This is a genomic window from Cupriavidus sp. 01L415 (assembly GCF_056400065.1).
In genome coordinates this window covers 63,123-75,900 of sequence record NZ_JBFTSP010000014.1, presented here as the reverse complement: position 1 = coordinate 75,900, position 12,778 = coordinate 63,123, and the positions used below count along the sequence as shown (strand labels likewise).

At 66.0% G+C, this 12,778-nt stretch carries 13 protein-coding genes; all 13 read right to left on the bottom strand.

Going from position 1 to position 12,778, the window contains the following annotated elements; translation table 11 throughout:
- Positions 1-155 precede the first annotated feature (155 nt).
- Entirely contained in the window at positions 156-809 is a 654-nt protein-coding gene (locus AC1DOX_RS19775) for an LbetaH domain-containing protein (RefSeq protein ID WP_176860919.1), read from the bottom strand.
- Complete coding sequence (locus AC1DOX_RS19770) at positions 800-1,609, bottom strand: NAD-dependent epimerase/dehydratase family protein (RefSeq protein WP_441622089.1); 810 nt, start codon at positions 1,607-1,609, stop codon at positions 800-802. The genes AC1DOX_RS19775 and AC1DOX_RS19770 overlap by 10 nt, the downstream gene beginning before the upstream one ends.
- Positions 1,610-1,617: 8 nt before the next feature.
- On the bottom strand, positions 1,618-2,688 hold the full coding sequence (locus AC1DOX_RS19765) for an FkbM family methyltransferase (protein ID WP_092136855.1): 1,071 nt from the start codon (positions 2,686-2,688) through the stop codon (positions 1,618-1,620).
- 47 nt (positions 2,689-2,735) lie between these two features.
- Complete coding sequence (gene rfbC, locus AC1DOX_RS19760) at positions 2,736-3,281, bottom strand: dTDP-4-dehydrorhamnose 3,5-epimerase (protein ID WP_092136856.1); 546 nt, start codon at positions 3,279-3,281, stop codon at positions 2,736-2,738.
- Positions 3,278-4,531, bottom strand: coding sequence for a methyltransferase domain-containing protein (locus AC1DOX_RS19755; RefSeq protein WP_441622087.1), 1,254 nt, complete (start codon positions 4,529-4,531; stop codon positions 3,278-3,280). Before AC1DOX_RS19755 ends, rfbC begins: the two co-directional genes overlap by 4 nt.
- Positions 4,528-5,607, bottom strand: coding sequence for a CDP-glucose 4,6-dehydratase (gene rfbG / locus AC1DOX_RS19750; protein ID WP_441622085.1), 1,080 nt, complete (start codon positions 5,605-5,607; stop codon positions 4,528-4,530). Before rfbG ends, AC1DOX_RS19755 begins: the two co-directional genes overlap by 4 nt.
- Entirely contained in the window at positions 5,601-6,371 is a 771-nt protein-coding gene (gene rfbF / locus AC1DOX_RS19745; RefSeq protein WP_092136859.1) for a glucose-1-phosphate cytidylyltransferase, read from the bottom strand. Before rfbF ends, rfbG begins: the two co-directional genes overlap by 7 nt.
- A complete protein-coding gene (locus tag AC1DOX_RS19740) occupies positions 6,368-8,605 on the bottom strand; it encodes an O-linked N-acetylglucosamine transferase, SPINDLY family protein (RefSeq protein WP_441622082.1) in 2,238 nt (745 codons plus the stop codon). The genes rfbF and AC1DOX_RS19740 overlap by 4 nt, the downstream gene beginning before the upstream one ends.
- A 214-nt stretch (positions 8,606-8,819) precedes the next feature.
- A complete protein-coding gene (locus AC1DOX_RS19735) occupies positions 8,820-9,098 on the bottom strand; it encodes an EscU/YscU/HrcU family type III secretion system export apparatus switch protein (protein ID WP_441622080.1) in 279 nt (92 codons plus the stop codon).
- Positions 9,095-10,456, bottom strand: a complete 1,362-nt coding sequence (locus tag AC1DOX_RS19730) for a flagellar hook-length control protein FliK (RefSeq protein ID WP_477101546.1) — start codon at positions 10,454-10,456, stop codon at positions 9,095-9,097. The genes AC1DOX_RS19735 and AC1DOX_RS19730 overlap by 4 nt, the downstream gene beginning before the upstream one ends.
- A gap of 72 nt (positions 10,457-10,528) precedes the next feature.
- Positions 10,529-10,861 carry a flagellar protein FliT gene (locus AC1DOX_RS19725; protein WP_092136863.1) on the bottom strand — a complete coding sequence of 111 codons (333 nt, stop codon included), beginning with the start codon at positions 10,859-10,861 and terminating at the stop codon, positions 10,529-10,531.
- Between the two features lies 1 nt (position 10,862).
- The gene (fliS, locus tag AC1DOX_RS19720; RefSeq protein WP_092136864.1) at positions 10,863-11,312 is read right to left on the bottom strand and encodes a flagellar export chaperone FliS; all 450 of its coding nucleotides are present in this window, start codon (positions 11,310-11,312) and stop codon (positions 10,863-10,865) included.
- Between the two features lie 15 nt (positions 11,313-11,327).
- A complete protein-coding gene (fliD, locus tag AC1DOX_RS19715; protein WP_441622075.1) occupies positions 11,328-12,773 on the bottom strand; it encodes a flagellar filament capping protein FliD in 1,446 nt (481 codons plus the stop codon).
- Between the last annotated feature and the right edge of the window lie 5 nt (positions 12,774-12,778).

The window sequence follows — 12,778 nt, the reverse complement described above, 5'->3', positions numbered from 1 at the left end:
CGGGGCCGGGGTGGCCACGAGACCAGCTGGCAAATCAGGCTGGCAAAACGACAGGAAGCCATGTCGCGATCCCGGAATCCGGGGGCGACGTGGCTTTTTTGTTGGCCTGAGGGGCCTGAGCGGCTTGAGGGCCGTCCGCGTCTGACGCGGACGCATCAGATCCGGAAGTATTCCGCCGCCGCGCGTTCGTAGGCGGGCTTGAACACCAGGTCGCCGCCTTCGCCCGCGTAGGTCAGGCAGTCGCCCGGTGTTTCGCGGTTCAGCACGCTGACCCCCTGCGAGATCACGGAGCCGTTGCGCACATGGCTGCGGCCGATGATCGCCGAATTGGGATACATCACCACGCCTTCGCCGATGACCGGCGCCACGCCGTGGTTCTTGCCGACCGTGGAGTTCTGGTACAGCACCAGGTAGTTGCCGTACGTTGCCTTGGCCAGCACGATGCCGACCGAATGGCCGATGAAGAACACTTCGGGCATGTCGATCTCGTAGAACAGATCGATCGCGTTCAGCGTCTTGTTGAGCAGGAACAGCTTCGTGCAGACCTCGGCGTTGCGCTCGTTGCGCCAGATCGTATTGGCCAGGTAGTACAGGAACTGGCAATACTGCGACGAGTGGAGGTAGTTGAACTGGCCGGGCCGCCACATGCGCACGGCGTCGATGCAGCGCCCCACGCGTGCGAGCGATTCGTCGAGGTGCCGCAACACCACCGGCAGCAGCGCATCGGCGCGGCCGTCCGGCACGAGGTTGGCCACCTGCGCGCAGGTGTAGGCCGCCAGAGACTCGCGGGTATGGCCGATCAGTTCCATGTCTTGATCCCCTCCAGGTAGGTCGATACCACCTCCAGCACGCCGCGCGGCGCGACGTCCAGCGCCCGCAGCGCCGTGGTGCTGCAGATCGCCGCGCGCTGCTCGGGAGACGCGCGCGTCAGCGAAATATCCCAGCCTTGCCGGTTGAAGGCTTCCGCCAGCGCGGCATTGGACACGTTCTCGCCGCTGGCGACGTTGAAAATGCCCTCGGCCTTGCGCGTCGAGATGGCGGTCAGGGCACGCACCACATCGTCCAGATGGATGTAGTCGCGCACGAAGCCGCCATCGCTGTCGAGCCGGAAGGCCCGTTCCGTGGCGGCGCGGATCAGCCATTCGGAGAGGAAGCCCGGCGATTCGGGCTCCCAGTCGAACACGCATGACAGCCGCGCGACGGCGGCACGGCCCGCGGCCACGGTCAGGCAGAGGTTTTCGCCCAGCCCCTTGGACAGGTCGTACAGCGCGCGCGGATTGGCCGGCTGCAGCGTCAGCGCGGCACCCTCGTCGCCCACGGGCAGGTTCGACGAGTCGTAGAGCCGCGTGGATGACAGATACACGAGGTGCGCGTAACGGCCGGCGCGCAGCACGTCCGCCAGCAGCGTGACATGCGCGGTCACCGTGTCGAACGGCCTTGCCGCGTAATCGGCGGTCAGGCCCGCGCAGTAGTACACATGGCCGAGTTCGCGAGTGAACAACGCACGATCGCCCCGCGCGGGCACCCACACCTCATGGCCGGCGCGCCGCAGCGCTTCCGCCAGGCGGCGGCCGACAAAGCCGGCCCCGCCGATCACCGTACAGCGCATGACTGGCCTCAGTTGACGGGGTGGTGCAGGGCCGGATCACGGTGCCACAGCAGCTTGGGGCTCACGCCCGGCACCACGGCGAAGTCCTTGCCTTGCAGCAGCGACGGATCCTTGACGGCGACCATGTTGAAGCCGTGTGCCGGGCCCTCGAGGAAGACGTCGGTCACCGGCACCAGTTCCACCGGGCGGCCTTGCATGTCGACATTCGAGTTGAAGTCGCGCACGGCGTACACGTGGTAGCCAAAGCCCTTCAGCAGGCGGATGATCTCGGCGTTTTCCAGTCCGGCGCTCCAGTCGACGTAGTGGCGATGCACCTCGAACACCAGGTTCGGGGCCTCGCCGGCCGGCCGGGCCAGCTGCTTCGCGGCGCCCTTGAACACGTTGAGCTCGGCGCCCTCGATGTCCAGCATGATCAGGCTCAGCTTGTCCAGCTTCTGCTGCGCGCAGTAGTCGTCGATCGTCACCGTGGCAAAGCTGTCGTCGCCGGCGGGGCCGTCGCTGTGCTCGGCGTGGGCGAACGAGTCATGGCCGACCAAGCGCAGTTGCGTGGTGCTGTCCGACCACAGGCCCAGGCGCCAGCTGCGGATGTTCTCCACCTTGTTCAGTTCGGCGTTGTTGCGCAGCATGCCGAGCTGGTCGGCATTGGGCTCGAACGCGTGGCAGGTGCCGCCGGCCTGCGCCAGGCGGCGCGCCATCAGGATCACCTGGTCGCCGAAGTAGGCGCCGCCCACCACGGCGTTGCCGCCTTTTTCGCACAGCTTCAGCAGCAGCTTGGTGGTCTGCGGTTCCCAGACGTGGTCCGGCTGTGCCGGGGTGCTCATCAGGAAGTCGCGCGCGATCTTGGTGCGGTACAGGAATTCGAACACCGTACCGTCGGCCAGCGTCTTGCGCAGGCGCGACTGCTCGTTGTACAGGGCATCGATGATCGGACCGGTAATGTCGTCACGCACGCTGCCTTCATAGGCGTCCAGGTCCTGCTCGATGCTCTTGCACAGCGCGATGACCTTGTCGCGGGCGGCAGCACTGCCGCCCACCGTGCGCAATGCGTCGGACAGCTTCTGCAATTGTTCAGTACTCATGGGTGGCTCCGCTTGGTGTCAGGGGGTGGTTATCGGATGGAAATCGATCAACGCTCGCGGAGATCCGCCAGCGTGGGAAGGGCCAGGTCTTTCGCGGAAATCATGCGGTCCGCGCATGCCGGCCAGGCAATGCCGATGTCGGGGTCGTTCCAGCGCACGCCGGCACTGCTGCCGGGCGCGAAGGGCACCGTCATCTGGTAGAAGACTTCGGACAGGTCCGTCAGGGTCTGGAAGCCATGCGCCACGCCCCGGGGAATGTAGAGTGCGCGCTGACTTTCGGCGGACAGCTCCACCGCCTGCCATTGCAGGTACGTGGCGGAGTTGGGGCGCAGGTCCAGGATGACGTCATGCACCGCGCCGGTGGTTACGCGGACGAGCTTGTCCTCGGCGTGTGCCCCGGTCTGGAAATGCATCCCGCGCAGGATGCCGGCGCGCGTATTGCGCGACACGCTCTGCTGCACGAAGCGCGCGTCCAGCCCGTGCTCGGCAAATGCCTCCACACAGACCGTACGCGCGAAGAAGCCGCGTTCGTCGGCGAGCGGTTCGGGATCGACCAGCCAGGCGCCGGCGATGCGGGACGGGGTGAAGATCACGGCAGGACCACGGTCTCGGGGATCGCTACCACGAAGCGGCCGCCCCAGGCGCGGATGCCGGCCATCTGCGACATCACCTCGTCCTTGATGTTCCAGGGCAGGATCAGCAGGTAGTGGGGGCGGCTGGCGTAGATGGCGTCCGGCGACAGCACGGGAATCCGCGTGCCCGGCAGCAGCTTGCCTTGCTTGGCGGGGTTGCGGTCCACCACGTACTCCACCAGGTCCGTGTCCACGCCGCAGTAGTTCAGCAGCGTGTTGCCCTTGGCGGCGGCGCCGTAGGCGGCCACGCGCTTGCCGGCGCGGCGCGCCTCGATCAGGAAGGCCAGCAGGTCGCGCCTGGCCTGGCGCGCGCGCTCGGCAAACAGGGCATAGCGCGCCGGCGATGTGAGTCCGCCCTTCGCTTCTTCGTCAAGGCAGGCTTGCACGGCCGGCGTGCTCGCGTGACCGGAGCCGTCGTGGCAGGCAAACAGGCGCAGGCTGCCGCCGTGGGTGGGCAGGTGCTCGATGTCGAAGACGCGCAGGCCGGCACGCGCCAGGATCGGCACCAGCGCGGTCAGGGACAGGTAGGAGTAGTGCTCGTGATAGAGCGTGTCGAACTGGTTCTGCTCCAGCAGGCGCAGCAGGTGCGGGAATTCCAGCGTCACCACGCCCTGGGGCTTGAGCACGACGGGCATGCCGGCGACGAAGTCGTTGATGTCCGGCACGTGCGCCAGCACGTTGTTGCCGAGCAGCAGGTCCACCTGCCAGCCTTCCTCGCACAGGGCGCGGGCGGTTTTCTCGCCGAAGAACAGTTCACGGCTGTCGATGCCCTTGGCGCGCGCGGCGTCGCCCGTATTGGCGGACGGCTCGATCCCCAGGCACGGCACGCCGTTCTGGTGGAAGTACTGCAGCAGGTAGCCGTCGTTGCTGGCGATCTCCATCACGCGGCTGGCCGGGGTCAGGCCGAAGCGGTCGGTCATCGCCGAGACATAGCGGCGGGCGTGGTCGAGCCACGAGGTCGAGAACGACGAGAAGTAGACATAGTCGTCGTGGAAATGCGTCTCGGCCGGCGTGGCGTCACGGAGCTGCACGAGCCAGCACTGGTGGCACACCATCGCGTGCAGCGGGTAGAACATCTCGCCCTGGTCGATATGCTCCGGCTTGATGAAGGCGTTGGAGACCGGCGACAGGCCGAGGTCGACGACGGTCTGCGTCATCGGCGCGCCGCAGGCGCGGCAGGTCGGGGTAGGAGCGGTGGCGGCAGCGTTCATGCGCAGAATTGCTCGATTTGTTGTTCGGTGATGTCCCGCGCGTGGGCCGGGTCCAGCTGGACGGTGCGATACCAGTGCGCGGTGGCGGCCAGCGCCTCGTCCAGCGTCCAGCGCGATTGCCAGCCCAGCACGGTGCGGGCTTGCGCGGAGTCGAGATACAGGTTGCGGGCCTCGTGCGGCGCGGCGCCCGGCGGCGGGCAGTGCGCCCATTGCAGGGCGGGCCAGTGTTGCTGCAGACCGGCCAGCACGCTGGCGACGGGCAGGTTGTCCCGCGCATCGGGGCCGAAATTGAAGGCGGTGGCGAGCGCCGTGTCGCCGGCCAGCAGGCGGGCGCCCAGCAGCAGGTAGCCGTGCAGTGCCTCCAGCACGTGTTGCCACGGACGCGTGGCCTGCGGGCTGCGGATCTCGAGGGTCCGGCCAGCCGCGGCCGCGCGTGCGGCGTCGGGGATCAGGCGGTCCTCGGACCAGTCGCCGCCGCCGATCACGTTGCCGGCGCGAGCGGTGGCCAGCAGCACGCCGCGCTCCGCGAGGAACGACTTGCGATAGCTGGCCGCCACGAGCTCCGTGCCGGCCTTGCTGGCGCTGTACGGGTCATGGCCGCCGAGGGGATCGGTTTCCCGATAGCCCCACAGCCATTCCTGGTTGTCGTAGCACTTGTCGGTGGTCACCACGATCACGGCGCGCACGGAAGGGCACGCGCGCACGGCGTCCAGCAGGTTCACCGTGCCCATCACGTTGGTCGACCACGTGTCGGCCGGATCGCGGTAGCTCGCGCGCACCAGCGGCTGGGCGGCAAGGTGGAACACGATCTCGGGCTGCGCGTCCTGCATCGCGCGGGCAAGGGCCGCCGCGTCGCGGATATCGCCCACCGTATGGCGCACGAGTGCCGGCGCCACGCGGGCAGCCTCGAACAGGCTCGGCGTGGTGTTGGGCGCCAGTGCGTAACCACTTACCTGCGCGTCCAGGCGCGCCAGCAGCATCGCGAGCCACGCGCCCTTGAAGCCGGTATGGCCGGTGAGGAAAACCCGGCGGCCGGCATAGGCCGCCAGGGTGGAAGCCACGGGATTCATTACCATGTCTTCCAGGGGGCCTTGCCGGATTGCCAGAGGTCTTCCAGCAGGTTCTTTTCCCGCAGCGTGTCCATCGGCTGCCAGAAGCCGGTGTGTTCGAACGCGCCCATCTGGCCGCTGTTGGCCAGATGGCGCATCGGCGCTTCTTCCCAGCTGGTGAGGTCATCGGGAATCAGATCGATGACTTCCGGCTGCAGGATAAAGAAGCCACCATTGATCCAGGCGCCATCGCCGCGCGGCTTTTCCGTGAAGCCGCACACCTTCTCGTTGTCGCGTTCGAGCGCGCCATAGCGGCCCGGCGGCTGCACGGCGGCCACGGTGGCGCGCCTGCCGTGCGAACGGTGGAAGGCAATCTCGGCGGTGATGTCGATGTCCGACACGCCGTCGCCGTAGGTGAAGCAGAACGCCTCGCCCGGCGTGAGGTAGTCGCGCACGCGACGCAGGCGGCCGCCGGTCATCGAGTCCTCGCCGGTATCCACCAGCGTGACGCTCCACGGCTCGGCCTTGCGCTGATGCACCGCCATGCGGTTCTCGCGCATGTCGAACGTCACGTCGGACATGTGCAGGAAGTAGTTGGCGAAGTATTCCTTGATGACGTAGCCCTTGTAGCCCAGGCAGATCACGAACTCGTTGACGCCATGCGCCGAGTACATCTTCATGATGTGCCACAGGATCGGCTTGCCGCCAATCTCGATCATCGGCTTGGGCCGCAGGTGCGATTCCTCGGAGATCCGGGTGCCCAGACCGCCGGCCAGGATGACGGCCTTCATGCTGCCACCTCTTCCGCTGGCACATTGACCACTTCGATGCCCATGACTTCGAAGACACTGGGCATGGGGCTGCTGGTCAACGTGGCGATGTCCAGGCCAAACTGTTCGCCGAGCAGCGCTTCGAGGGCGGTGGAATCCAGGTTGTTCTCCTGCAACCACCCAGCCAGGATTCGATAGAGCGGCAACGAGTACGGCCGCAGTCCAATACTCTCTACCAACAGTTCAATGGCTTCGTTCTTGTCGCCAGTGCGATATTCGATTTCCGCCAGACCATACGCAACCATCCAGTGTCGGTGCCAGGTCGTCGTCAGGTTCTCGAGTACGTTGCGCAGCGGCTCGATCTCACCCAATTGCAGATGGGCCGCGACGGACAGCACGAGGTCCTGCACCGGGTACCATTTGCCGTTGAAGTAGATGCCCTGTTGGCGTCGCGCGCCGACACGTTCGACGGGCTTGCGATCCTTGACGACTTCAAAGACCTGCTCCTCGAACCAGGCCGCAAAGCCAGCTGCATCGGAGGCCGGGCTCTGTTCCATGCGTTGCCGGAGCGTGGCGCGCAAGGCATCCAGCGCGGTCGGGTCCTGCGCCAGTTCGCAAGCGACGTTGACATACTCCTCTTCCGTGCTGCAGATGAGGTCATCAAGTCCAGCGGTATGCAGGAACGGAGCGGAAACTCGCTGGTGGAATGTGTCTCCGGCGAGAGTGACAACCGGAACACCCATCCAGATGGCGTCGCAAGTCGTCGTGCCGCCGGTCACCGGCGCCGTGTCGAGGACGATATCGATGTCGTGGTAAGTCACATACTGGTTTGCACCGATACGAGGCACGAAGGTCACGCGCTCGCAATCGATGCCGGCAGCCTCAAGACGGATCTGGAGTGGCCCGCGTACATCGTCCATGTCCACGCCATATGCCTCGATCAGCAGCTTACTGTTCGGGCATCGCGCCATGACAGCGCTCCACAAGCGCATGGCTTTCGGCGTCAGCTTTGCAATGCTGTTGCAGGAACCAAATGTGATGAATCCATTCTTCAGTGCCGGTGTTTGTCGGACGCGGTACCGTTGTGAGTAGATGTGCAGCGGATTGCTGACCAGCGCGTGGTAGACGCCAAAGACTGGCGCCCGCAGCAGCTTCTCTGTGTAATGCGATTCGAAACCTACCGGATCTCCGACTGCGTCAGTGATCCGGTAGTCGATCGTAGGCATGCCCGTGGTACCGGGATATCCGAGCCAGGTGAACTGGACCGGCGCCAGCCGATGCGCCATGAACTGAAGTGGCGACAGGCCCGTGTAGCCGCCGAGGTCGATCAATACATCGATCCCGGCATCACGAATATGCTGGATGACCTCGTCTTCCTTCAATTTCGAAAGATCGGAGAAGGTTTCCGCATACTGCATGATCTTCGATGTGACCGCATCGGTCCGCGGGTTCAGCCCGAAAAGCGCAACTTCGAAATGCGTGCGATCGATATTCGCGATCAGCGGCAGCAGGAAGTAGGCGCATGCATGCCGATACAGATCGTTTGAGAGGACGCCAATCCGGATCCGGCCGGGCTTTGGCTCGAAAACCGGCGCGGTCTTTGACACCGTCCGACCAAGTACGGTGGCCCAATCTTTCGCTTCGTCAAGAAGATCCTTCGCGCTGATATGCTCGTCGTAGAGCAACGCGAGCAGCGTATTGGAGCGATTGATCTTGTGCGTCGGATCCAGGGAACAAGCTTTGCGGAAGTAAGGGATGGCCTTGACGGCATCGCCGGATTCCCGAAGAGCGCTCGCGTAGTTTCCAAGCGTGGTCGAGTCGTTGGGCGAGAATTCCAGGGCCCTCGCGCCGGCTTTCCGCGAACCCGCAAAGTCCCCCATGTTGAAAAGCGTCGCGGCAAAATTCTGCCAGACCGAGCCGACATTCGGGTCGAGGTCCAGGCTTCGCTGCAGAAATTCGGCGGCACGGGGGAGGTCCGTGCCGATCTGAACCTCCACGGCACCGACCAGCGCCGTAAATCCGGCGTGGTTGGGAAATCGTTCGTGGCCGGCTTCGGCAAGGCGCTTGGCTTCCTCCAGGGAGCCGAGAGAGAAAAACGTGACTGCGCGAAGAAAAGAGGCATCGGGCAGCCGCGTGCCCAGCTTTTCGGCGCGCTCTGCAAATTTCAGAGTCTCTTGGAAGTTGCGGGCCTTGTAGCTGGCCCATGCCTTTGCTGTCGCCCGCTGTGCAGGTTCCGCCGAAAGGTTCGTTCGCATGGTGTCTTTTTTAAGGTCGATCCTCGCGCAATGACCGTGGCCGCAGGCTGGGTCAGCGCCCGGCAACTCTATCAAGCAGCGGAGGAGGAGCCTTGGGAGAACAACGGACATTTCCCACGCCAATTCGAATGGACGTGACGAAGCCGGCGCTCGGGGCGCGGGCTGGCGGACTTAGGAGTCCGGCTCGAGGCGGAGGGGGCGGAGTGATTCCCGCCTAGGGCGTTTCGGTGGCCTGTTCGATCTGATGCAGCCACGTCAGCAACTCGGCCACGGCCACATATAACTGCGGGGGGATCTGGCTGTCGAGGTCCACCTGCATCAGCAGGTTTACCAGTGCAGGGGAGCCATGCACGTAGACACCTGCCTCGCGTGCGCGCGCGATGATGGCTTCGGCGGAGAGCCCGTAGCCCTTGGCGACGATGCGGGGCGCCTTGTCGGCGGCCTGATAGGACAGCGCGACGGCGACGCCGCGATCGGGATCGTTCGCGCTCATGTTGGCAATTCCATGGCAACGCCGGCGGCCACCGACGCTTCGTCGGCGGTGCTGACATTGAGGTTCAGCAGCGCGATGCCGCGTGCATCGAGCTGGCTGCGGAAGTCGACCTGGCCCCGGGCGAGCTGCGCGGCGGCGGTGGCGTCGGCGGCAACCAGCCGCGCTTCCAGCCCGTGCGCGCCGAGCGTCAGCACGGCGTCGACATTGCCAAGCCGCGGCAGCGACAGGCGCAGCCGGGTGCTCCAGTTGACGGCATCCGCCGCACCGGCCGATCCGTCACGCTGCTGTTCCCGCGTGACTTCCCAGTCCACGGGCAGGCCCGGCCAGGCGTCGACCGTGCAGCGGAACTGCTGCGTGGCGAGCAGTTCCAGCTGCTGGCGGACCACGCCTTCGCTGCCCGGATGAACCGGCGGACCGGCGTCGGCCTGCGGCCGCGCCGAAGGGGCATCGGGCGAATTCCAGCTGGCGATGATGGCTGCGCGTTGGGCCTGCGCGATGTGGTGGCCGTCGTGGGAAACCTCGGCGGTCACCTGGTACGCGTGTGCCGCGGCGCTGGCGTGCGCGGCGCGGCGCTGTTCGGCGGCCGGCGTCTGGGCTGCGCCTTGCTGGCCTGCCGCGCTGCCCTGCTGGGCGCTTGCCTGCGCTTCGCGCTGCGGTTGCGCAGGCTGGGCAGGTACGCCGGTGGTCAGCGGGAAGATGGTCGGGCGGGTCAGTTCGGCCAGGATCGTTGCGCTCGGCGGTGGCGTGGCCGATGCGGCCGGTCCGCCATAGGGCAGCAGCGCTACGGGGGCGCCAACGCTCGCGCCCGGCTGCGCAGGCGCGCCGGAGGCGGGCGGCAATGCCTGTGCCGGCACGCGCAGCGTGGCCTGCGGTTCCTGCAGCAGCGTCGACAGCGGACGCTGGCCAGTGGCCCACTGCAGCAGGTGCGATTCGTAGAACATGCCGCTTTGGTCGACCAGCGTGGCCAGTGCGGCCGACAGGGTCGCCGCCGCGCCATTGGCGCCATTTGCGGTGTTCGCGCCGGATGCCGGCGGGGCCGAAAGCAGCGGGGCGCTGGTGCGCAGCGGCTGGGCGTCGCCGCCTTCGAACAGGTCCAGGATGGCGCGCGCCGCGAAGCTCAGCGTCTCGCGCGTGGAGCCATTCTGCGCTGCCGCGCGCGGATCGCCCGCGCCGGGGGTGACCGTGACAGGCTGGCGCGCCTGGACGGTCTCGCCGGTGGACGACTGTACGTCGCCTTGCGTGACCTCGGGCACCGGCATCAGTGCCGCGAGCTTGTCGATGGCCAGCGCGGGGCGGGTCAGCTGTGCGTCCGGCAGTTGGTTCGGAACCAGGCCGGGAGGAATTTGAATGCCGGTCATGGGCGCGCGTCAGCGGATGTCGATAAGCGTGATACGCGTCAATACCGGCCCTTCATCGGGGAAGGGCCGTGATCAGACGGCCGCGCCGTAGGCCGCGGACAGCTCCAGCTTGCGGCGCGAGTTGTTGATCAGCTCGCCGAGGTGAGCCAGGCGGGGCATGGTCAGGTCGCGGATCCGGGCATCGTACGCAAGGATGCGCTCCAGCAACTGGAAGCGGCGCAGGCGTTCGTTATCCGAAAACGGCACACTGTGGTCGAGCTGGCGCAGGCGATCCACCTCGGCCATGTAGATCCGCTGCAGGTCCGTCAGCGCATCCCAGTTGGACGCGCGCGCGGCGTCGAGCATCTGCTCCGAGAGCACCAGCAGCTCTTCGTAGCTTCTCACGATGGGGGACGTGGCAAACATTTCAGGTTTCCTGCAGGATGGGCTGCGCGTCGGACGCCAGGGACGTCTGCGCGGTATCGGCGGCCGCTGCCGGATCGATGGCGGACCAGGCCGAGGACAGGTTCTCGAGCAGGGTATCCACTTCGGACAGCAGGGTGGCGTCGCTGCGCAGGTTGGCCAGCATCAGGCGGCGCGTCATGTATTCGTACAGCGATTCGAGGTTGGCGGAGATCTCACCGCCAGCCTCGTGGTCCAGCACCGCGCGCAGGCCATTGTCGATGATGTTGATGGCCTTGGAGATCGCATTGCCGCGCGCTTCCACCTCGCCGGCTTCCAGATGGAACTTCGCCCGGGCGATGGCCGACCGCGCGCCGTCGTACAGCATGACGATCAGCTTGTGCGGGCTGGCACTCATGGCCCCGGTCTGGACACCGACCTGGGCATAGGCATTGATGGCTTGGCGCGCGAACATGGCAAATCTCCGGGCTTACTTGCTGCTGCTCGACAGCGACGCGAACTGCTGCGTGAGGTAACTCTTGGTCTGGTTCATCTGCGAAACCAGCAGGTCAAGCTGCGTGAACTGGGCGCGGTAGCGGTCCATCGTCGCCGTGATCCGGTCGTTGGTCTCGTTGTACTGGTCGTTCAGCTGCTTGAGCGTGGCGGTAATGCCGTCCGTGGCCACCGTCAGCGCGCCGGACGTGGCGTTCAGCGAATCGACGTAGTCCGACACCTGCTTGCCGATGCCGCTGCCACCGCTGGTGCCGGAGAATAGCGACGTCAGGCCTTGCAGGTTGCCAGAGATAGCCGACTTGAGCTTGTCCGTGTCCACGGTCATCTTGCCGTAGTTCACGTTGCCGGTGCCGGTGTTCATGTTGAACGAGACGCCGATGTCGGACAGGTTGATCGTGCCGCCCTTGCCGTCGCTCAGCGGGGCATTCAGCATCGCGCGCAGGCGGGACTGGATCGAGCTCAGCGTATTGTCGCCATTGAGCGCCGCGCCGGATGACGGATCGCCCGGCTTGTTGGACGAGGTGTCGAACGCGGTCAGCTGTGCGGCGGTCGTCAGGACGTTGTTGTACGCCGTGACGAAAGCCTGCACAGCATTGACGATGGAATCGCTGTCGCGGTTGACCGTCAGCGAGGTCGTACCGGTCTTGGTGAGGCTCAGCGTCACACCCTGGGCGGCGTCGGTCACCGAGTTGGTCTGGCTGACGATGTCGATGCCGTTGATGGTCAGCGCGGCGTTCTGCGGGGCAACTTTCTGCTGCACGCCGCTTGCCTGCACGGCGCTGGCCGGGTCGAACGCCACGAGGGCGTTGACGTTGCTGTCGCTGGCGCTCACGCGCATGGTGCCCTGCGTGCCGGTGTTGTTCGAGGTCAGCACCAGGCGGTAGGGCGTGCCGCTGCCGTCGTTGATGATGCTGGCGGTCACGCCGATGTTGGCCTTGTTGATCGAATCGCGGATACCTTGCATCGAGGTATCGGAGCCGATCGTCACGGTCTTGGTGCTGGTGGCCGCGCCGCCGGTGGCGAGCTGGTCGCCGAAGTCGAAGGTGAGCGTGCCGCCACCGACCGCCGCCGTCTGGCTGGCCTGCTGGGTGGTGACCAGCGTCTGGGCAGCGGCCAGGCTGGTGACGTTGACGGTGTAGCTGCCCGGCACTGCGCTGCTGCTGGCCGTCGCCGAAAAGATGGTGCTGTCGCCCACGACGGGCTTGGTCGCGCTGAACGTCTTGGCATCCGCCAGGGCCTGGGCGGCCGTTTGATATGCCGCCAGCACGCTTTTCACCTGGCCGTACCCGGACAGCTTGGACTGGAAGCTCGTGGCCTGGTTGGTGATGGGCTGCAGGGCCGCTTCTTCGTTGGTTTGCAGGCTGGTGAGCAGCGACTGCAGATCCAGGCCGGAACCGACACCGACGTTCGAGATGCTTGCCATGTTAT